This is a genomic window from Pseudomonas sp. SDO52101_S400 (assembly GCF_054071635.1).
Genome location: NZ_JBSVWF010000002.1, coordinates 58,015 through 79,100 on the forward strand (window position 1 = coordinate 58,015; position 21,086 = coordinate 79,100).

Annotated in this window: 20 protein-coding genes and 1 pseudogene; 14 read left to right on the forward strand and 7 right to left on the reverse strand. The window is 59.9% G+C overall.

Annotated features, from left to right (window positions below; translation table 11 throughout):
• Window positions 1–8 precede the first annotated feature (8 nt).
• The 6 genes from ACW9HX_RS00975 (at window position 9) to ACW9HX_RS01000 (ending at window position 6,802) form a co-directional block, all read left to right on the forward strand.
• Window positions 9–839 (forward strand): carbohydrate ABC transporter permease, encoded by an 831-nt coding sequence (locus ACW9HX_RS00975; protein WP_096820359.1) that lies wholly within the window; start codon window positions 9–11, stop codon window positions 837–839.
• Between the two features lie 23 nt (window positions 840–862).
• Window positions 863–1,966, forward strand: coding sequence for an ABC transporter ATP-binding protein (locus ACW9HX_RS00980; RefSeq protein WP_457379114.1), 1,104 nt, complete (start codon window positions 863–865; stop codon window positions 1,964–1,966).
• 16 nt (window positions 1,967–1,982) lie between these two features.
• Window positions 1,983–3,455, forward strand: coding sequence for a mannitol dehydrogenase family protein (locus ACW9HX_RS00985; RefSeq protein WP_457379115.1), 1,473 nt, complete (start codon window positions 1,983–1,985; stop codon window positions 3,453–3,455).
• A 233-nt stretch (window positions 3,456–3,688) separates the two neighbouring features.
• Window positions 3,689–5,185, forward strand: coding sequence for a xylulokinase (gene xylB / locus ACW9HX_RS00990; protein WP_457379116.1), 1,497 nt, complete (start codon window positions 3,689–3,691; stop codon window positions 5,183–5,185).
• Between the two features lie 13 nt (window positions 5,186–5,198).
• On the forward strand, window positions 5,199–6,137 hold the full coding sequence (locus tag ACW9HX_RS00995; RefSeq protein WP_457379117.1) for a carbohydrate kinase family protein: 939 nt from the start codon (window positions 5,199–5,201) through the stop codon (window positions 6,135–6,137).
• Window positions 6,138–6,181: 44 nt separating this feature from the next.
• Window positions 6,182–6,802, forward strand: coding sequence for a transglycosylase SLT domain-containing protein (locus ACW9HX_RS01000; protein ID WP_457379118.1), 621 nt, complete (start codon window positions 6,182–6,184; stop codon window positions 6,800–6,802).
• 144 nt (window positions 6,803–6,946) lie between these two features.
• Here ACW9HX_RS01000 and ACW9HX_RS01005 read toward each other — a convergent pair whose 3' ends face one another.
• Window positions 6,947–8,248, reverse strand: a complete 1,302-nt coding sequence (locus ACW9HX_RS01005) for an OprD family porin (protein ID WP_457379119.1) — start codon at window positions 8,246–8,248, stop codon at window positions 6,947–6,949.
• Window positions 8,249–8,608: 360 nt separating this feature from the next.
• Between ACW9HX_RS01005 and ACW9HX_RS01010 the strand changes: the two genes are divergently transcribed.
• From ACW9HX_RS01010 to ACW9HX_RS01025, 4 genes are all read left to right on the forward strand, one after another.
• Window positions 8,609–10,594 (forward strand): type VI secretion system Vgr family protein, encoded by a 1,986-nt coding sequence (locus ACW9HX_RS01010; protein ID WP_457379120.1) that lies wholly within the window; start codon window positions 8,609–8,611, stop codon window positions 10,592–10,594.
• Complete coding sequence (locus ACW9HX_RS01015; protein ID WP_457379121.1) at window positions 10,594–11,148, forward strand: hypothetical protein; 555 nt, start codon at window positions 10,594–10,596, stop codon at window positions 11,146–11,148. Before ACW9HX_RS01010 ends, ACW9HX_RS01015 begins: the two co-directional genes overlap by 1 nt.
• Before the next feature lie 226 nt (window positions 11,149–11,374).
• Window positions 11,375–11,641 (forward strand): DUF2790 domain-containing protein, encoded by a 267-nt coding sequence (locus ACW9HX_RS01020; RefSeq protein WP_134826763.1) that lies wholly within the window; start codon window positions 11,375–11,377, stop codon window positions 11,639–11,641.
• Between the two features lie 91 nt (window positions 11,642–11,732).
• Window positions 11,733–12,131, forward strand: coding sequence for a hypothetical protein (locus tag ACW9HX_RS01025; protein ID WP_457379122.1), 399 nt, complete (start codon window positions 11,733–11,735; stop codon window positions 12,129–12,131).
• On the opposite strand, the gene ACW9HX_RS01030 is transcribed toward ACW9HX_RS01025, so the two are convergent.
• On the reverse strand, window positions 12,128–12,397 hold the full coding sequence (locus ACW9HX_RS01030) for a DUF1652 domain-containing protein (protein ID WP_457379123.1): 270 nt from the start codon (window positions 12,395–12,397) through the stop codon (window positions 12,128–12,130). The genes ACW9HX_RS01025 and ACW9HX_RS01030 overlap by 4 nt on opposite strands.
• 371 nt (window positions 12,398–12,768) lie before the next feature.
• On the opposite strand from ACW9HX_RS01030, the gene eco reads away from it, so the two are divergent.
• Window positions 12,769–13,254 (forward strand): serine protease inhibitor ecotin, encoded by a 486-nt coding sequence (eco, locus tag ACW9HX_RS01035; protein WP_457379124.1) that lies wholly within the window; start codon window positions 12,769–12,771, stop codon window positions 13,252–13,254.
• Window positions 13,255–13,274: 20 nt separating this feature from the next.
• Window positions 13,275–13,580, forward strand: a complete 306-nt coding sequence (locus tag ACW9HX_RS01040) for an NIPSNAP family protein (protein ID WP_457379125.1) — start codon at window positions 13,275–13,277, stop codon at window positions 13,578–13,580.
• 30 nt (window positions 13,581–13,610) lie between these two features.
• Here the strand turns inward: ACW9HX_RS01040 and ilvA are convergent.
• From ilvA to ACW9HX_RS01055, 3 genes and pseudogenes are all read right to left on the reverse strand, one after another.
• Window positions 13,611–14,600, reverse strand: a pseudogene (gene ilvA / locus ACW9HX_RS01045) (threonine ammonia-lyase, biosynthetic); the annotation flags it as partial.
• Between the two features lie 201 nt (window positions 14,601–14,801).
• Window positions 14,802–15,725, reverse strand: a complete 924-nt coding sequence (locus tag ACW9HX_RS01050; RefSeq protein WP_457379126.1) for a magnesium transporter CorA family protein — start codon at window positions 15,723–15,725, stop codon at window positions 14,802–14,804.
• Between the two features lie 7 nt (window positions 15,726–15,732).
• The gene (locus tag ACW9HX_RS01055; RefSeq protein ID WP_457379127.1) at window positions 15,733–17,307 is read right to left on the reverse strand and encodes a RimK family protein; all 1,575 of its coding nucleotides are present in this window, start codon (window positions 17,305–17,307) and stop codon (window positions 15,733–15,735) included.
• A 92-nt stretch (window positions 17,308–17,399) separates the two neighbouring features.
• On the opposite strand from ACW9HX_RS01055, the gene rimI reads away from it, so the two are divergent.
• A complete protein-coding gene (rimI, locus tag ACW9HX_RS01060; RefSeq protein ID WP_457379128.1) occupies window positions 17,400–18,503 on the forward strand; it encodes a ribosomal protein S18-alanine N-acetyltransferase in 1,104 nt (367 codons plus the stop codon).
• Between the two features lie 5 nt (window positions 18,504–18,508).
• Here the strand turns inward: rimI and ACW9HX_RS01065 are convergent, their stop codons facing one another.
• Window positions 18,509–19,651: a PQQ-dependent sugar dehydrogenase gene (locus ACW9HX_RS01065; RefSeq protein WP_457379129.1), complete on the reverse strand. Its 1,143-nt coding sequence runs from the start codon at window positions 19,649–19,651 to the stop codon at window positions 18,509–18,511.
• Between the two features lie 50 nt (window positions 19,652–19,701).
• Window positions 19,702–20,022, reverse strand: a complete 321-nt coding sequence (locus ACW9HX_RS01070) for a hypothetical protein (protein WP_457379130.1) — start codon at window positions 20,020–20,022, stop codon at window positions 19,702–19,704.
• A 191-nt stretch (window positions 20,023–20,213) separates the two neighbouring features.
• On the opposite strand from ACW9HX_RS01070, the gene ku reads away from it, so the two are divergent.
• Window positions 20,214–21,074, forward strand: coding sequence for a non-homologous end joining protein Ku (gene ku / locus ACW9HX_RS01075; protein ID WP_457379131.1), 861 nt, complete (start codon window positions 20,214–20,216; stop codon window positions 21,072–21,074).
• Window positions 21,075–21,086: the final 12 nt, after the last annotated feature.

The following is a 21,086-nucleotide window of genomic DNA, read 5'->3' on the forward strand; positions in this document are numbered from 1 at the left end:
GGCCTGCCATGACTCTTCAACAATCCCGCCGGCTGCAAAGCCTGCTGCTCGGCACGCTGGCCTGGGCCATCGCGATCATCATTTTCTTCCCGATCTTCTGGATGGTGCTGACCAGTTTCAAGACCGAAATCGATGCCTTCGCCACGCCGCCGCAGTTCATCTTCACGCCGACGCTGGAGAACTACCTGCACATCAACGAGCGCAGTGATTACTTCAGTTTCGCCTGGAACTCGGTGGTGATTTCCTTCAGCGCCACGGCTCTTTGCCTGCTGATCGCGGTGCCGGCGGCCTACTCGATGGCGTTCTACGAAACCCAGCGCACCAAAGGCACGCTGCTGTGGATGCTCTCCACCAAGATGCTGCCGCCGGTGGGCGTGCTGATGCCGATCTACCTGCTGGCCAAGAGTTTCGGCCTGCTCGACACACGCATTGCGCTGATCGTGATCTACACGCTGATCAACCTGCCGATCGTGGTCTGGATGATTTACACCTACTTCAAGGACATCCCCAAAGACATCCTCGAAGCCGCCCGCCTCGACGGCGCCACGCTGATGCAGGAAATGCTCCGGGTGCTCCTGCCGATCGCCAAGGGCGGGCTGGCCTCGACGGTGCTGCTGTCGCTGATCCTGTGCTGGAACGAGGCGTTCTGGTCGCTGAACCTGACCTCGTCCAAAGCCGCACCACTGACCGCGTTGATCGCCTCCTACTCAAGCCCCGAAGGATTGTTCTGGGCCAAGTTGTCGGCCGTCTCGACCCTGGCCTGCGCGCCGATCCTGATCTTCGGCTGGATCAGTCAGAAACAACTGGTTCGCGGCCTGTCGTTCGGCGCCGTCAAATAAGAATTCGCATGAGGAGCGCCACCATGGCCAACCTGAAAATCAAGAATCTGCAGAAAGGCTTCGAAGGTTTTTCCATCATCAAGGGCATCGACCTTGAGGTGAACGACAAGGAATTCGTGGTGTTCGTCGGCCCGTCGGGCTGCGGCAAATCCACTCTGCTGCGACTGATCGCCGGCCTTGAAGAAGTCAGCGGCGGCACCATCGAACTGGACGGACGCGACATCACCGAAGTCAGCCCGGCCAAGCGTGATCTGGCGATGGTGTTCCAGACCTACGCGCTGTATCCGCACATGACCGTGAAAAAGAACATGTCGTTCGCCCTCGACCTGGCCGGTGTACCGAAAGCCGAAGTCGAGAAAAAAGTCGGCGAAGCGGCGCGCATCCTCGAACTGGGCCCGATGCTGGAACGCAAGCCGAAACAACTGTCCGGCGGCCAGCGTCAGCGTGTGGCCATCGGCCGGGCAATCGTGCGCAACCCGAAAATCTTCCTGTTCGACGAACCGCTGTCCAACCTCGACGCCGCCCTGCGCGTGCAGATGCGCCTGGAACTGCTGCGTCTGCACAAGGACCTCAAGGCGACGATGATCTACGTGACCCACGATCAGGTCGAAGCCATGACCATGGCCGACAAGGTCGTGGTGCTCAATGGCGGCAAGATCGAGCAGGTCGGCTCGCCGCTTGACCTGTATCACAACCCCGCCAACCTGTTCGTCGCCGGGTTCCTCGGCACGCCGAAAATGGGCTTCCTCAAGGGCCAGATCGCCCGGGTCGACGGCGCGAGCTGCGAAGTCTCACTGGACGCCGGCACCCGCATCACCCTGCCGTTCAACGCGGCAAACCTGAGCGTCGGCAGTGCCGTGACCCTGGGCATTCGCCCGGAACATCTGGAGCTGGCGCAACCGGGTGACTGCACCCTGCCAGTCACCGCCGACGTCAGCGAACGGCTGGGCAGCGACACCTTCTGCCACGTCAGGACCAACGCCGGCGAAGCCCTGACCATGCGCGTGCGCGGTGATCTGGCGAGCCGTTACGGCGAACAACTGAACCTGCACCTGGATGCTTCCCACTGCCATCTGTTCGATGCCGACGGCGTGGCGCTGACCCGCCCGTTGCGCGCCGCCGCCTGATTTCGAGACTGACCCGATGAAACTCAACAAACAAAACCTCAACCGCCTCGCCGCCGAAGTCGCGCTTCCGGCCTACAGCCTCAGCGACACACGCCAGGGCATCGCTCATATAGGCGTCGGCGGCTTCCATCGCGCGCATCAGGCGTATTACACCGATGCGCTGATGAACACCGGCGAAGCGCTGGACTGGGCCATCTGCGGCGTCGGTCTGCGCGCCGAAGACCGCCGCGCCCGTGACGATCTCAAGGAACAGGACTATCTGTTCACCCTGTTCGAACTCGGCGACAGCGACGACACCGAAGTCCGGGTTATCGGTTCGATCCGCGACATGCTGCTGGCCAGCGACAGCGCCCAGGTGCTGATCGACAAACTTGCCGACCCGCAGATCCGCATCGTCTCGTTGACCATCACCGAGGGCGGCTACTGTATCGACGACAGCAACGGCGAGTTCATGACGCACCTGCCGCAGATTCAGCACGACCTGACTTACCCGCAACAGCCGCAAACCGTGTTCGGTTTCCTCTGTGCGGCGCTGGCCAGGCGGCGTGCGGCGGGCACTCCGGCGTTTACCGTGATGTCCTGCGATAACCTGCCGCACAACGGCGCCGTCACCCGCAAGGCGCTATTGGCGTTTACCGCGCTGCTGGATCCGGATTTGCGTGACTGGATCGACGCCAACGTCAGCTTCCCCAACGCCATGGTCGACCGCATCACGCCGATGACCAGCACCGCGCATCGCCTGCAGCTGGCCGACAAACACGCGGTCGACGACGCCTGGCCGGTGGTCTGCGAGCCCTTCGTGCAATGGGTGCTTGAAGACAAGTTCGTCAACGGCCGCCCGGCCTGGGAAAAGGTCGGCGTACAGTTCACCGACGACGTTTCGCCCTACGAAGAGATGAAGATCAAACTGCTCAACGGCAGTCATCTGGCGCTGACCTATCTGGGCTTTTTGAAGGGTTACCGTTTCGTCCACGACACCATGAATGACCCGCTGTTCGTGCGCTACATGCGCGCCTACATGGACCTGGACGTGACCCCGCAACTGGCGCCGGTGCCGGGGATCGACCTGACCGAGTACAAGGACACGCTGGTGGCGCGGTTTTCCAATCAGGCGATTGCCGATCAACTGGAACGGGTTTGCTCGGATGGTTCGTCGAAGTTTCCCAAGTTCACTATTCCAACAATCAATCGGTTGATTGCTGATGGGCGGGAAACCAAGCGGGCGGCGTTGGTGGTGGCGGCGTGGGCGCTGTACTTGAAGGGCGTCGACGAGAATGGCGACACTTACTCGATTCCGGACCCTAGGGCGGCGTTTTGTCAGGCGTTGGTGGCGGAGGATTCGCTGATTACTGAGCGGTTGTTGGGGGTTGAGGAGATTTTCGGCGTGGCTATACCGCGTTCGCCAGAGTTTGTCGCAGCGTTTGAGTGGTGCCTGAATAGTTTGCGAGAAGATGGCGTGACGCGGACTCTGGAACGGGTTCTCGCCTGAAAGCCTCCCTCATCGGAACGCCGCCCGCCTAGCCCTCTCCCGGAGGGAGAGGGAGCCGACCGAGGTGCTCTTTTGAGCTACACCGACCTGAACGTTTTGAGTCGAACTCAGGATTTGAAACCTACACAAATCTGCTCCCTTTCCCCTCTCCCCTCTGGGGCGGTCCGACGTTTCGGGAGGGTTGGGGTGAGGGGTGGCTTTAGAAGTCGCCAAAAAAACAACAGGTTCACACCATGAACAACCAACAACTATTCCTAGGCATCGACTGCGGCACCCAAGGCACCAAAGCCATCATCCTCGACGCCACCAGCGGTCAGGTCCTCGGCCAGGGCGCCGCAGCGCACACGATGATCAGCGGTGCCAACGGTCGCCGCGAGCAGGACACCGCGCAATGGCTGGAAGCCTTCGCCCTCGCCACGCGCCGTGCCTTGCTGGCGGCGAATATCGACGGGCAGTCAATCCTCGGCATCGGCATCTCAGGCCAGCAACACGGCCTGGTGTTGCTCGACGACCAAGGCCAGGTCCTGCGCCCGGCCAAGCTTTGGTGCGACACCGAAACCACGGCCGAAAACGACCGCCTGCTCACTTATCTGGGCGGCGATAGAGGCTCGCTGGAACGCCTCGGCGTGGTCATCGCGCCGGGTTACACCGTCTCCAAACTGCTATGGACCAAAGAACAACACCCCGCCGTTTTCTCACGAATCGCAAAAATCCTGCTGCCCCACGACTACCTGAACTTCTGGCTAACCGGTCGTAGCTGCAGCGAATATGGCGACGCGTCCGGCACCGGTTACTTCAATGTGCGAACCCGCCAATGGGATCTGCAACTGCTGCGCGACATTGACGCCAGTGGCCGCCTGCAAGCGGCCCTGCCAGAGCTGATCGACGCCCATCAAGCAGTGGGCACGATCCTGCCCGCAATTGCCGAACACCTGGGCCTCAACCCCCATGCACTGGTGTCCAGCGGTGGCGGCGACAACATGATGGGCGCCATCGGCACCGGCAATATTCAGCCGGGGGCGATTACCATGAGCCTCGGTTCTTCCGGCACGGTCTACGCCTACGCCGAGGCGCCGAAGGTCAGCCCGGATGCGTCCGTCGCGACCTTCTGTTCGTCCAGCGGCGGCTGGTTGCCGTTGATCTGCACCATGAACCTGACCAACGCCACCGGCGCGATCCGCGAGTTGTTCGACCTCGATCTCGACACCTTCAACACCTTGGTAGCCCAGGCGCCGATCGGCGCTGAAGGCGTGAGCATGCTGCCGTTCCTCAACGGCGAACGCGTGCCTCCCCTGCCCCAGGCCACCGGCAGCCTGCATGGCCTGACCCTGAGCAACCTGACGCAAGCCAATCTGTGCCGCGCCGCCGTCGAGGGCACCACCTTCGGCTTGCGATTCGGACTGGATCTGCTGCGCCAGAATGGTTTACAAAGCCGCAGCATTTGCCTGATCGGCGGCGGCTCGAAAAGTGCGGTGTGGCGGCAGATCGTCGCCGACATCATGAACACCCCGGTGATCTGCACCGAGCAAAGCGAAGCCGCCGCCCTCGGCGCGGCGATTCAGGCGGCGTGGTGCAAATCATGGTCGAACGGCCACGAAGACACCCTGGCCGACCTGTGCGAGCGTTGCGTGAAGCTCGACCTGAACAGTGAAACCCTGCCGGTTGCCGCGAATGTCGCGGCGTTCCAGCAGGCCTATGAACGCTATCGACTGCATGTCGCAACCTTATAAAGAGCAAACAACTATGTACCTGGTGTGTGGCGAAGCGCTGTTCGATTTCTTCAGCGAAGACGATGCCGGCGGGCAGGCATCGAAAGTCAATTTCAAGGCGATTGCCGGTGGCTCGCCGTTCAACGTGGCGGTGGGTTTGCGCCGTTTGGGTGTGGACTCGGCGCTGTTTGCCGGGTTGTCCACCGACTACCTCGGCCGGCGCTTGCAGCAGGTGCTGCAGGACGAAGGCGTACGCCCGGATTATCTGGTGGATTTCGCTGCGCCGACCACGCTCGCGATGGTCGCCGTGGGCGCCAATGGTTCGCCGCATTACAGCTTCCGTGGCGAAGGCTGCGCCGACCGCCAGTTGAGCCTGGTGCATCTGCCGACGCTGGGTCCTGAAGTGCGCGGCCTGCACTTCGGTTCCTTCTCGCTGGTGGTGCAACCGGTTGCCGATACATTGCTTGCGCTGATACAGCGTGAAAGCGGCAAACGCCTGATCAGCCTCGACCCGAACGTGCGCCTCAATCCCGAGCCGAACATCGAGCTGTGGCGCGAGCGGATCGCCACGCTGGTGGAGCTGGCGGATCTGATCAAGGTCAGCGACGAAGACCTGAGCCTGCTGTACCCCGAGCAGGATCCGCAGCGCGTCATCGAAGGCTGGCTGCAGCATCGCTGCCAGGTGGTGTTCCTGACCCGTGGCGGTGAAGGCGCGACCGTATTCAGCCGTGCTCACGGTTCATGGTCGGTGCCGGCCTCTTCAGTGAAGATCGCCGATACCGTCGGCGCCGGCGATACTTTCCAGGCCGCGTTGATCACCTGGCTGACCGAGCATGAGCTGGATTCGGTGGAAGGCGTTCAGCATCTGCAACGCGAACAGATCGACGCCATGCTCAGGTTCGCCGTACAGGCGGCCGCCCTGACGTGCAGCAAGACAGGTCCGGATTTGCCTTATCGCCACCAGTTGACCTGACCGCGTAGACTGGCGCCCTTTTTTGCACGACGGGATGACGGCTTTTGAATTCGGGGCGCACGGTTGGACTTTTGATTTTGGCGGCACTGTTGAGCGGTTGCGGAACATCGCCGCCGCGTTCGCCGGAAAACCTCTGCGAGATTTTCCGGGAAAAAAGTGATTGGTACGACGCCGCGCAAGTCACGCAAAAGCGTTGGGGCGTACCGATCCAGGTGCCGTTCGCGATCATGTATCAGGAGTCCGGCTACCGCTACGACGCCAAGACCCCGCGCAAATACCTGCTGTGGGTGATCCCGTGGGGCCGCGTCACGACGGCGTCGGGTTATGCGCAGGCCAAGGATGAAGTCTGGTCCGACTACCAGAAAAGCACCGGCCGACACGGCGCCGACCGCGAAGATTTCGACGACGCCATCGACTTTGTCGGCTGGTACATGGACAAGACCACCTCGATCAACGGCGTGTACAAGTACGACGCCTACAACCAGTACCTCAATTACCACGAAGGCTGGGGCGGTTTTCGGCAGAAGACTTATGCCAGCAAGGCGTGGCTGCCGCCGGTGGCGCGCAAGGTGCAAAACCGCTCGGACATGTACGGCCAGCAATATGCAGCGTGCAAGGATGATTTGAATCGCGGGTTCTGGAGCCGGTTCTGGCATTGGCTCTAACCCTCAGTACCCTTTAGGACGCCATCGCGAGCAAGCTCGCTCCCACAGGTTCTACGTCGTTCACTAAATTCGTGGTTACCGTAGAACCCTGTGGGAGCTGGCTTGCCAGCGATGGCGTCAGTTCAGACACCGCCGGCCTATGGGTTACAACACCGAAAAGTTGTAACTCACAATCAACCGGGTCTCATCCACGTCCCGGGCGAACTTTTCGTAGTTCGTCCGATACGTCGCATTACGCAGACGCAGGCTGACGTCCTTGAACGTGCCGCTCTGGATCACGTACTTCAGCTCGCTGTCGCGTTCCCACTCTTTGCCTTCCTGATCGCTGCCCGGCACCTTGATGTGATCGCCGTTCACGTAACGGGTCAGGAAGCTCAGGCCGTTGATGCCGATGGCCTTGAAGTCGTAGTCATAACGCAGCTGCCAGGAACGTTCCTGGGCGGCGGCGAAGTCGTTGACCTGCACGTAGTTCACCAGGTACGGGTTGCTGCCATCGAGGTACGGCATCGAATTGTCGCCGTTCATGCGCTGCCAACCGGCGCTGAAGGTGTGGCCGCTGATGCCATAGGACAGCATGCCGCTCAACGCGCGGTTATCGATGGAGCCGGCTTTCGCATCACCGCTGTCAGCGCTCTTGAGCAGGCGCAGATCGGCTTTCAACACACCATCACCCAACGGCTGATTGCCCAGCAGACCGACGAAGTGCTGGCGATAGATGTCTTCCAGTTCGGCGTAGTGGTACTGCGCGGTCAGGCGATCGTTGATCTTGTAGTCGAAGCCGTACATGTCGAAATGATCGGCGGTGACGTTGCAGGCATATCGCTTGTTCTTGCAGTGCACGCGGATGTCTTGCGAGTCGGTCGAATCCCGGGCGGTGTACTTGTCCAGGCGCGCGGCCATGAAGGTCAGGTCCTTCACTTCTTTGGAGGTCAACATCGCACCGTTGAACATGGTCGGCAGCAGGCGGCCGTCGTTGTATTTGAGCAGGGGCAGATCCGGAAGCAGCGCGCCGTATTTCAGCACCGTGTCCGAGACTTTCACCTTGGCGGTCAGGCCCATTTTCGCGTACTGACCTTTCGAACCGCGCGGGCTCTCACCACTGGACGGCAGCAGGCCGCTGTTGCTGCGATCGGGGCTGGAATCGAGCTGAAAGCCCGCCATGCCCAGCGCATCGATACCAAAACCGACGGTGCCTTCGGTGTAGCCCGATTGCAGATTGAGAATGAAGCCTTGAGCCGACTCTTCGCGCTTGGATGCGCCCTGATCATTGGAGGTGTGCCCATCACGGAAATCACGGTTGAAGTACACCGTGCGCGATTCGATCTTCGCCGTGGTGTCTTCGAAAAAACCGCTGGCCTGGACCTGCGCGGTAAAACCGGCGCACAGCACAAAGGCTCCGAAGCCAAACGACTGGCGCGGGGTGATGAGGGGAAATGGGGGACGCATTGAAAACTCCAACAGAACATCGATTGCGCAGCGCGCAAACAACCAGAAATAGCTTCCGTCCCGGCACAGTGAAGAGCCAGGAGGAAGTGAACACGCGGGGGTGAACGGCAATGATGGCAGATGGCTTTGACGTTCTACAGGCGACTTTAGTCTGAAACTGACTGATTGTTCTTGAACGCCGAATGCGGCGAATGGCTAGACATCGCCAGCCGCAAGTGCCGGTTTTACTAGGTAAAACGATGCTTCTAAGGGTTTTCCCTATGCCGTCAGGCCTGTGCTTCTACGGCATTTGCGCCTTGAACGAGGCCGTTTAATCCTGCACCATCCGCCCACGCTAATCCAAAGGACGGAAATCAAGGCATGCTGGACGCCAACGCTACCCACATTACCCTCACGCTCGAAGGCGCTTCGGCCGACCTGCAAGTCCTCAGTTTCACCGGTCGCGAAGCCCTCAACGAACCGTTCCGTTTCGACATCGAACTGGTCAGCGCCCGCCCCGACCTCAAACTCGAAGAACTGCTGCACAAGCCCGGCTGCCTGACGTTCGGCGCCACCGGCGAGGGCAAGATTCATGGTCTGGTGTATCGCATCGAGCAAGGCGACTCCGGCAAGACCCTGACCCGCTACAGCCTCAGCCTGGTGCCGCAACTGGCCTACCTGCGGCACAACCATGACCAGCAGATTTTCCAGCAACTGACGGTGCCGAAGATCATCGCTCAGGTTCTGGAAGATCGCGGGATCCTGGCCAACGCTTACAGTTTCCAGCTCAGCGCCGAGTACCCGCAACGCGATTACTGCGTGCAGTACGACGAATCCGACCTGCATTTCATCCAGCGCCTGTGCGAAGAGGAAGGCATTCACTTCCACTTCCAGCACAGCAGCAGCGGCCACAAACTGGTGTTCGGCGACGACCAGACCGTGTTCCGCAAACTGAAACCGGTGAATTACCAGCAAGACTCCGGCATGACCGCCGACAAACCGGTGATCAAGCGTTTCAACCTGCGCCTGGAAACCCGCACCAGCCGTGTCAGCCGCCGCGACTACGATTTCGAAAAACCGAAAATCCTGCCCGAAGGTGCCGTCAAATCCGAGTTCATGCCGGACCTGGAAGACTACGACTACCCCGGCCGTTTCACGACGCGCGAGCGCGGCAAGTTCCTCTCGACCCGAGCGCTGGAGCGCCATCGCAGCGACTACAAACTCGCCGAAGGCAAAGGTGACGAACCGACCCTGACCAGCGGCCACTTCATGACCCTGGCCGAACACCCCCGCGCCGAATGGAACGACCTGTGGCTGCTGCTGGAAGTCTTCCACGAAGGCAAACAACCGCAAGTGCTGGGCGAAAACGTCACCAGCGACGTCACCGACAACAAGAGCGATTTCCACCAGGGCTACCGCAACAGCTTCGTGGCCACCCCGTGGGACGCGCACTACCGCCCTGCCCTCGAACACCCGAAACCGAAAGTCCTCGGCAGCCAGACCGCCATCGTCACCGGCCCCGCCGGCGAAGAGATCCACTGCGACCAGTACGGCCGCGTGAAGGTGCAATTCCACTGGGACCGCGAAGGCCAGGCCGACGACAAGACCACCTGCTGGTTGCGCGTCGCCAGCGGCTGGGCCGGCGCGGCCTACGGCGGCATCGCTATCCCGCGCATAGGCATGGAAGTGCTGGTGACCTTCCTTGAAGGTGATCCCGACCAGCCGCTGGTCACCGGTTGCCTGTACCACAAGGAGAACGTCGTCCCCTACGACCTGCCGGCGAACAAGACCCGCAGCACCTTCAAGACCCTCAGCTCCCCGGGCGGCAAGGGCTACAACGAGTTCCGCATCGAAGACAAGAAAGGCGTCGAGCAGATCTACATCCACGCCCAGCGCGACTGGGACGAAAACATCGAGCACGACCAGAAGATCCGCGTCGGCAACGAGCGACATGACACGGTCGAAGCCAATGTTTTAAGTGAATTCAAGGTCGAGGAACACCGCATCACCCACCTGGACCGCAAGAGCGAAATGCGTGCCAATGATCACCTGACCGTGGGCGTGACTCAGCATGTAAAGGTCGGCACCGGGCAGTTTGTCGAGGCAGGGACGGAGATTCACTACCACGCCGGCGACAAGGTCGTGATCGAGGGCGGAATGGAGCTGACGGCCAAGGCTGGCGGCAGTTTCGTCAAGGTTGATGCCGGTGGCGTGACCATCAGCGGCAGTGAGGTCAAGGCCAACACCGGCGGTGCGCCGGGTGCGGGCACCGGGATCGCGATTCTGCCGCCCGTCATTCCGGCCCCGGCCGACAACGACAAACCGGGCACCGTCGTGTCGCCGAAGCAGGTTGTGAAGTCTGCTTGATGCGCAACGCAGTCTTCGCGGCTGGATTCATCGCATCAAGCCTTCACGTCTTTGCCGCTGAGCCACCGTTCATGACGGTGGCTGAGTGTGATCTGGCAGGCTCCGACAGCAAACTATCCTTGCTGCGGGGCCGTCTCCTCTCCGACTCCCACGTTTACAAAATCCGTCAGGGACAAGAAACCCGATTCTTGTATGCGGATGCCGATACTTCTTTCGGCAGTCGTGTTGATTGGCAGTGCGTGCCCACTGGCAAAGGCGTGAGTGTCTTTCTGGTTACTGGCGAGTTCAGCTCCAACTACCTGCAAGGCATTTTGTTCTTTCGGGATACAAATGACAGGCGGGTACACCGTGTGGAATTTGCGGAAAGGAACCGCCCTCGTTGGGTTTTGAGCGGCTCGAAAGGCCCTCGGGTGATATTCGAGAACGTTGGACATGAAAGCGCCCGCAAATACCTGATTTACGGTCCGGCGGACGCCTATCTGGAAACGGATGAGCTGCCGGCTTGGGCTACCGAACAAGGTGAAGCACTCGTTGAGCTAAAACCTTATCCATAGGCTCCGAGAGTCTTTATTCAAAGAGGACCATCAAGTCGCCAACAGGTATCCCCCCAAGAGGCAATCCCCCGCCAGACAGCCGGCATTCAGCCGGGTTAACCCTCGCTTAACGCCGCGGTCAAAAACTCTACTGAACCGCACGCTCTCAGCCCGATGCTGACGCCCAGTGCGGCAGGCCTGGCGTGTCTCATGCCTCGCTTTCATTCCGTCGCACGGGAGTCCCTCCATGAACATTCGTCCGTTCCTGCTCACCACCGTCCTCGCCTGCACTGCGTTTGCCGGGCTGGCCCAGGCCAATGACACCACGACTACCAAAGCGGTGCCGTACACCTATGGCATGCCATTGAATGTGGCCAAAGTGGTGTCAATGACCGAGCAGCCAACCAAGGCTTGCAAAGTGATCGATGCCGACATGAAGTACATCGATACGTCAGGCAAACCCGAGGAAATCACTTACCGGAAAATGTCTGACGCCTGCAGCTTCCAGAACTGACAGAAAGCTCTGATTTGCGGCTTTGCGGTAGGCGAGCAAGGGGCTCGAAGGTTATGCTCGGGGCCCCTCCTCACTGCCGCAAGGATTCGCCATGCAGTTGTCGTTTCGCACGTTGTCGACCCTCACCTTTTGTCTGTGTTTTCTGCTGGCGTTGGCCTGGGGGCTGGTGCCTCAAGTGCTGCTGGCGATCTGGAGCATTGAGTATTCGGAAGCGGCAGGATTCGTCGCACGGCGCACGGCGGTACTGTTTGCGGCGTTGGGAGTGATGTTTTATCTGGTGCGCAATGCGCCGGTGTCGATCGCGCGCAATGCGCTGAGCAACGGCTTTATCGTCGGTTGTTTTGGCTTGGCGGTGCTGGGGTTTGCTGAATGGCTCAACGGCCACGCCGGCCCCGGGATTCTGCTCGCGGTGCTGGTGGAGTTCGCGCTGGGCCTTGGCTTCGTGCAGGCCCGGCGCGTGACGGTCGAACTGGGTGAAACGGTGCGTTAAACGACCCTGGATCGCGAAGTGTAGGGCTGACTGGTCGCGTTTTGCGCCAGATCAGAACGCAGCCCTGCGATCAGACCGTTGATTTCACGACAGCTGTTCAGGTGACTGGCATCGATGCCACTCACCAGCAAATCAACCTGATCGGTCTGGTGATCGCCATACACCTTGACGGTCATCGACAGATCCGGGGACAGCGTGCACTGGCAGCGTTTCGGCAGAAAGCTGCTTTCAATGATGTTGCGGAGTTCCAAGGCAGACAGAAACATGGCGAAACCTCTCCTTACTGTGAGACTGCCAATCAAGTATTCACGTCGACCGTTGCCACGGCTTCCCACGGGTGTATCCCCGCTGAATCCCTGGGTGTGACAAGCGGCAGTACTGCGAAATGCCCATTGGAGTGTAGGCGCCCAAACTCGGTGCGCCGCACCAAATCAACGCATAAAACGTGCCTTTCATCGGGTCGCTTTCACCTCCTTGCAAATCAATGGCTTGGCGAAAAGGCAGGCAACTGGCCAGTTGCAAAATGCAAGATTCGATCGTGCAGGCACTGCATTTTGCAAGCGACTGGCGGTTTGCATTCATTGCCCATGGCAGTGAGAATGCCCGTCAACCAACGTACACCCGCCAGGAGGCTTCAATGGGAAATTTCACTGTTTACGCGACCGCCGGCCTGATGCTCGCGAGCGTCTCCACCCTCACCCACGCCGCCAAACTTGAAGACACCGCGCCTTATCCGAAGGCCGAAGCGGGTTTCACTCGCCAGGTCATCCATTTGCCGCAGCAGGCTCAGGAAGACAACCTCAAAGTCGAAATCCTCGCTGGCAAAACCCTGGAAGTCGACTGCAACCGTCAGCGCCTGGGCGGCACTCTCGAAGAGAAAAATCTCGAAGGCTGGGGCTATCCGTTCTACCGCCTGGAAAAGGTCAGCGGCCCGATGAGCACGCTGATGGCCTGCCCGCCCGGCACCCAGAAAAAACGCGCCTTCGTACCAGTGATCGGTGACGGCTTCACCGTGCGCTACAACAGCAAGCTGCCAATCGTGGTTTACGCACCATCAGATGTCGAAGTGCGCTATCGCATCTGGTCGGCTTCGGACAAAGTCGGCACTGCCATTCCCGAGTAACTCGCCAAGGAGCAGCGGCATTGATTACCTGCCACGTCAGATACGTGATTGATCCCTACCAGCTCGACGCCTTCGAAGCCTATGCCAAAACCTGGCTAGGCATCGTCGAACGGCTGGGCGGTACACATCATGGCTATTTTCTGCCCTCGGAAGGCGCGAGCAACATCGCCTACTGCCTGTTCAGTTTTCCGTCCCTGGCGGATTACGAAAGCTATCGCCATATTGCACTGACCGACCCGGAAAGCACGGCATTGGTGACCGATCTGGTCGAAAAGAAGTTCATCGTCAGCTACGAGCGCACCTTCCTGCGCCCGTTGTTGCCCTGAATCCTTTCACGCGGAAACACCACACGCCGCCGCTCGCTCGGCGACGTGGCGCAAGCTGTCGAAGTTGATATTGGCGCCGGAATCGATGGCGATCAGCGTCTGATTCCGTGCGCCGGTCTGCGCCACGTACTTTTTGATGCCCGCAACCGCCAACGCGCCGGAAGGCTCGGTGATCGAGCGGGTGTCGTCGTAGATGTTCTTGATCGCCGCGCAGAGTTCGTCGTTGCTGACGGTGATGACTTCATCCACGCAGAAGCGACAGATCTCGAACCCATAGGCGCCGATCTGCGCCACTGCCACGCCGTCAGCGAAGGCGCCGACGCTGGGCAACACCACCCGCTCATCCGCTTGCAACGCAGCTTTCAGGCAGGCCGAGTGCTCCGACTCCACGCCGATGATCCGCACCTCCGGCCGCAGGTATTTCACATACGCCGCGATGCCGGCGATCAACCCGCCGCCGCCCACCGGGACAAAGATCGCATCAAGCGCGCCTTGGTGCTCGCGCAGGATTTCCATCGCTACCGTGCCTTGTCCGGCGATCACATCGGGATCGTCGAACGGCGAGACGAAGGTTCGGCCGGTCTGCTCGGCCAATTGCAGCGCGTGAGCCAGGGCAAACGGAAAGCTTTCGCCATGCAGCAATGCCTCGGCGCCGCGACTGCTGACGCCCAGCACTTTCAACTCGGGTGTTGTTGCCGGCATGACGATAGTCGCGGCAATGCCCAATTCGCGCGCCGCCAGCGCTACGCCTTGAGCGTGATTGCCCGCCGATGCCGTGATCACCCCGCGCGCCTTTTGCTCGTCGCTCAATTGCACCAGTTTGTTGTAGGCGCCACGAATCTTGAAGGAAAACGTCGGTTGCAGGTCTTCGCGCTTGAGCAGGATCCGGTTACCCAGCACTTCGGATAAGGCCGGCGCTGGCTGTAGCGGTGTGCGCACTGCCAGTTCATACACCGGCGCGGCGAGGATTTTTTTCACGTACTGCTCGAGCAGGGCTTGCTGGGCGGGGCAGTGGTGCATGGTCGTCTCCTGACGTTTGATTCAGAACCCCGGAGACAGAAAGTAAAAACCCGCCTCTAGGGCGGGTTGGGTGCTGCAGTCGTGAGCTAGCCCGCCAAATGAGGAATGGCGGTAATAATGCTTGGCTGGCAGCGCAGTACGGTGGAAGTCATGGGCTCGAAATTAGCCCGGGTGCTGCTGGCAAGTCAATGGCGAATTTTGTCATTTCGCCAGACGCCTGAGCCCGAACAGCATCCCGCCCGCCCCCAGCAGCATCGCCGCCAGGAACAACGGGTACGACACCCACCACGGCGTCCCGGCGGTCATCATGCTGAATTCCGACATGCCGCCAATGCTTGCAATCAGGTTGAGCGGCAGGAACACCACGTTGATCAGCGTCAGCTTGCGCAGCAGGTTGTTCATGCTGTTGTTCATCAGGTTGCCCCGGGCGTCGATCAGCCCGGAGAACACCGTGGAATAGATTTCCGCCTGCTTGTAGCACTGGTTGTTTTCGATGATCAGGTCGTCGATCAGGCCGATCGCCTCGCTGCCGAAATGTTGCTTTTCCGCGTGGTTGCGCAGCCGCGTGAGCACCGCGCCATTGCTGTGCAGGGCGTTGATGTAATAGATCAGACTTTCGCTGAGGTTGAACATCTGCACCAGATGCTGGTTTTGCATCGAGGCGTTGAATTTCTGCTGCAATTCCCGGGCGACCAGTTTGATCACCTTCAGGTGCCCGAGGTAGTGATGGATGTTGTTGAACAGCAGGTCCAGCAATACATCCAGCGGCGTATTGAGTGGCCGGCGCGTGCCGAGACCGTGCAGCGGTGTGTCGTCGGTGGCGATCACCAGCAACTGGCCCGGCGAAAACAGCAAACCGCAGGACGACACCTCGAACGCCAGGCTGCCGCCGCCGGAATAGTTCTCCGGGCGCTTCCAGATCAGGAACAAGTGATCGGGATGGAACTCGATCCGTGACACCTCATCCGGGTCGAGCGCCGAGGCCAAAGCGTGTTCATCCAGCTTGAAATGACTGTGTAGCAAATCCCGCTCGGCAGCGTCGGGGTTGCTGAACAGCATCACCTCGGCGTCCAGCCGCTCGACCCGCTGCAAGGCGCCGTGGCTCAGTGCAAAGCTGTTGATCATCGGCCGGTCACCAGGCCTGGCCGCGACGTTTGAGTTCCAGACGCCTCACGAACTCCTCCAGTACCAGCGAATACAGATCGTCCTGCAAATAAGCGTCTTCGATGCCGGCGTCGAGGTTCGGGTTGTCGTTGACCTCGATCACCACCACTTTGTCGCCGGCCTGTTTCAGGTCGACGCCGTACAGTCCATCGCCGATCAGGTTGGCGGTCTTCACCGCCAATTCCACCACCGCGCGCGGCGCTTCGTGGATCGCCAGCGTGCGGCATTCGCCGTTGACATCCTGGCCCTTGGCCTTGTGGTTGTAGATCTGCCAGTGCCCCTTGGACATGAAGTACTGGCAGGCGAAGATCGGTTTGCGGTTGAGCACGCCGATCCGCCAGTCGTACTCGGTGTAGAAAAACTCCTGGGCCAGCAACAGCACCGAATGTTCGAACAGCTCGGCGGTGGCCTCCAGCAATGCCTGTTGGCTCTCGACCTTGATTACGCCTCGGGAAAAGCAGCCATCAGGAATCTTCAGCACCAGCGGGAAACCCAGACGTTCGCCGACCCGTTCAAAGTCTTCCGGTCGTTCCTTGTAGAGAATTTCCGTGGCGGGCATGCCCAGTTGATGGCTGTTGAGCAGGTCGGTGAGATAGACCTTGTTGGTGCAGCGCAGGATCGACGTCGGGTCGTCCATCACCACCAGCCCTTCGCTTTCGGCTTTCTTGGCGAAGCGGTAAGTGTGGTTATCGACGCTGGTGGTCTCGCGGATCAGCAGGCCGTCGTATTCGGCCAGCCTTGCGTAGTCCTTGCGTTCGATCAATTCGACATCAATGCCCATGCCCTTGCCGACGCGCACGAAATTCTCCAGCGCCCGGGGGTTGGACGGCGGCAACGCTTCCTGCGGATCGTGCAGGATCGCCAAGTCATAACGTGCCACTTGCGGCGAACGCGGGACGCGCCAGATTTTGCGGCTGAATCCGTCCAGGGCATTGGCGAACTGGTCTTCCTGATCGTCGCGTAACTTGTGCAAGGCACCGGACTTTATGCCTTCGATATGCCAACCGTTAGTTCTACGAAATTCAACTAACAAAATCGGACATGGAAATACTTCAAACAATTGACGGGCCAGGTCCTGCAAAGGCTCGATGTGTGTTCTGCCGAAATAAAGTGTCAGCGTAAACCCTTCGGTATCACTATAGAGGTGATGACTGAGGGCTTTTTCCAGGGTTTTGTCCAGGTCATCCAGCGCCAGGCCGTAGAGGGATTTGCGGGTCAGTTCGCTGATGGTGCGTACCGACGGAATCACCTTGTGCCCCCTGGCCTCGGCCAGCAACGAGCAGTAGTAGCCGTGGCCCAGATACTTGTAGCTGCGGCACAGATTGATCACCTGCACCCGTTTTCCCGGCTCGCTGTCGGGAGGTTGTTCGAGGTACTCCTGCGCCGTCAGGATGTCTTCGCTGGGGAAGTACGAGGCCCAGTCTTCCTTGCGTTCGACGATGATCAACACTTGACTGGAAGTTCTGATTTGCGGTTTTAAAAAAGTTGCCGCCGGCAAACTTTGCTTGGATACTTCGCGCCAATGACCCTGTACCGCTGACATAGAAATTGATCCGTTGGAGAACAAGACCTTTTCTATTAAGCACGAACTTTTTCGAAAGTCCCGTTTCGTTACGCAACTTTTACGGCGGTCATATGAACACTGTTTTTCGCTTGGCGACAGTTGATGATTTAGCGGCGCTGCTGGCACTGGAAATGCACTGTTTCACCACGGACCGGCTCACACGCCGCAGCTTTCAGTGGATGATTACCCGAGCCCACGGCCAGTTGCTGGTGGCCGAACGCGAGGGCCAACTGCTGGGTTATGCGCTGGTGCTGTTCCATCGCGGCACCTCGCTTGCCCGGCTGTACTCCATCGCCATTTCCCCCGAGGCCCGGGGCGGTGGCCTGGGCAAACAATTGCTGCAACGCATCGAAGCATGCGCCCTTGAACACGACTGCGCTTACGTGCGGCTGGAGGTGCGCACTGACAACCCCGCCGCCATCGCGCTGTACGAACGCAGTGGCTACCGGCGCTTTGCGTTGATCCACGACTACTACGAAGACCACGCGGACGCCTTGCGCCTGGAAAAACGCATTCTTCAACACCACGATTCACGCAGCATCAAAGTGCCCTATTACCGGCAGACCACCGATTTCACCTGTGGTCCGGCGTGCCTGCTGATGGCCATGGGGGCGTTACAGGCCGATCGCTTACTGGAGCGCCGCGAAGAGTTGCAGCTCTGGCGTGAAGCGACGACCGTGTTCATGACTGCAGGTCATGGCGGTTGCAGCCCTCAAGGCCTGGCGTTGGCGGCATGGCGCCGAGGGTTTCGCGTGCGTTTGCAGCTGAGTATGACCGGGCCACTGTTTCTCGACGGCGTGCGCGACACGCATAAAAAAGACGTCATGCGCCTGGTGCATGACGAGTTCATGGCACAGCTGAACGACACCGACGTAGATCAAATCATCGGCACGACACTGGATCTACCTCGACTGCTCAGTGCTGGCGGACAGCCGTTGGTGCTGATCAGCAGCTATCGTCTGACCCGCTCCAAATCGCCGCACTGGGTGATCGTCACCGATTGCGACGAAGATTTCGTCTATCTGCATGACCCGGATGTCGACCACAGCCAGCACCGACAACCCATGGACTGCCAGCATGTGCCGGTCAGCCATGGGGAGTTCGAAAAAATGTGCCGGTTCGGGCGCGGCAAGCTGCGCGCGGCAGTGGTGCTCTACGCCCACTCACCCGCATGAAGCGCTCATTTGAGTCCGACCTTGTACAGCGAGCCGTCGGACTCATCCGTCAGCACATAAAGGTAACCATCCGGCCCCTGGCGTACATCGCGAATCCGCTGTTTCAAGTCGCCCAGCAAACGCTCTTCATGCACCACCTTGTCACCGTCGAATTGCAGGCGGATCAGCTCCTGAGTGGCCAGCGCGCCAATGAACACGTTGTGCTGCCAGGGTTTGAAGCGATCGGCATCGTAGAACGCCATGCCAGTGACACCCGGTGATTTTTCCCAGGCATGGTGCGGCGCAACCGTGCCTTCGACGGTTTTACCCTGGGCTTCCGGAATGGGCTGCATCGAGTAGTTGATGCCGTGGGTTGCCAGCGGCCAGCCGTAGTTCTTCCCGCGTTCGATGATGTTCACCTCGTCTCCGCCGCGCGGGCCGTGCTCGTTCTCCCACAAGGTGCCGGTCCATGGGTTGAGCGCTGCCCCTTGCGGGTTGCGATGGCCATAGGACCAGATCTCCGGCCGCACACCGGACTGACCGACAAACGGGTTGTCATCCGGCACCTTGCCGTCGGGGTAGATGCGCACGACTTTGCCCTGCAGCTTGTCCAGATCCTGGGCGGTCGGGCGGTCGTTGTTTTCGCCGAGGGTAATGAACAGGTAGCCGTCACGGTCGAACACCAGCCGCGATCCAAAGTGATTGCCGACCGACAGCTTCGGTTCCTGACGGAAAATAACGTTGAAGTCCTTGAGGGTTTTCAGATCATCCGACAGGCGCCCGCGCCCTACCGCCGTCCCGGCCTTGTCGCCGGCGCCACCTCCCTCGGCATAGGACAGATACACCAGCCGATCCTGTTTAAAGTCAGGCGACAGCACCACATCCAGCAACCCGCCCTGCCCCTTGGCCCAGACCTTGGGAACGCCATCGATCGGTGCCGACAGCTTGCCGTCAGCCCCCACCACTCGCAGCTTGCCCGGGCGCTCGGTCACCAGCATGCCCTGGCGATCCGGCAGGAACGCGAGCGCCCATGGATGTTCAAGCCCCTGGGTGATCGTCGTGACTTCAAGGGTACCCTGCTCGCTTTGCAGCTCTTTGGGGGCGGCGGATACCGGGCCGCAGATCACTGCACCGGCACACAGGCCGGATAAAAGGGTTTTACGCAACATGCACGATTCCTTTTGTTCGATTGAAGGGCTGACAGAAACGGTTCTGCCATTCAACGGTTGCTCTCGCCGTCACGGGCGGGTGGGTTGGGAATGAATTTCGGCGGCGTGCTCGGCACCGAACGTAGCGGCTGGCCATTGCCGATGCCGCCGTTTTCCAGGGTGGGCTGGCGAGGCGCGGGCACCGTACTCGGCCCGCGGATCACCGGATTGGCTGGCTGCGTGCCCTGCATGCTGTTTGGATTGGCCCGGTGAATCGGGCTGTTGTAAGGGTTGTTGCTGTTGCCGGTCGGACTTTGCGCCAGCAACAGGGCATCGGCGTGAACCAGCCCGCTGAGGGCCAGCAATGCGATGCCAGGCAGAATACGGTTCATGGACGGCCTCTCTCGATGCACGTGGAATAGAGCCTTCGAGTCCACGCTACGCCGAGGGTTCGGATTTGTTAACCCGTCATCGATAAACAAGGTGTAACACGGTTTGACCTGCCTCCCGCCTCTCCCGGCAATCAGCGGAAACTTTTACGCCGGGCCACAGGTCACCCGAACATCACTCGGAGAACGTCACCATGGCTCGGGCAATCTGGAAAGGCGCAATCAGTTTCGGTCTGGTGCACATCCCCGTGGCGCTGGTCTCGGCGACCTCATCCCAGGGCGTGGACTTCGACTGGCTGGACAGCCGCAGCATGGACCCGGTCGGCTATAAAAGGGTCAACAAGGTCACGGGTAAAGAGGTCACCAAGGAGCATATCGTCAAAGGCGTGCAGTTCGAGAAAGGCCGGTATGTGGTGCTCAGCGAGGAAGAAATCCGTTCGGCACACCCGGTCTCGACCCAGACCATCGATATCTTCGCTTTCGTCGACAGCGAGCAGATCCCGCTGCAGAACATCGACACGCCCTATTACCTGGCCCCGGACAAGCGTGGCGGCAAGGTCTACGCGTTGCTGCGCGAAACCCTGAGCAAGACGCAAAAAGTCGCACTCGCCCGCGTGGTTTTGCACACGCGTCAGTATCTGGCGGCGTTGATGCCGCTGGAATCGGCGCTCGTGCTGGTGAAGTTGCGCTGGCCGCAAGAGGTGCGCAGCCTCGATGAACTGGAACTGGGCAGCGAAGTGACCAAGCCTCAACTGGCGAAAGCCGAACTGGACATGGCCAAACGGCTTGTTGAAGACATGAGCGCCGACTGGAATCCCGAGGATTACCGCGACGAGTTTGAAGACAAGATCATGGCTCTGGTAGACAAGAAGGCCCATGAAGGCAAGATCGAAGACGTTGAGACCGTTGACGGCGAAGAAGAGCGCAAATCAGCTGATGTGATCGATCTGACAGAACTGCTCAAGCGCAGTCTCGGCGGGAAATCACCGGCCAAACCGGCGAAGAGGACCGCGAGCAAGACTACTGCTGCGAAAAAGACTAAAAAAGCGTCGTGAAAATAAAATCGG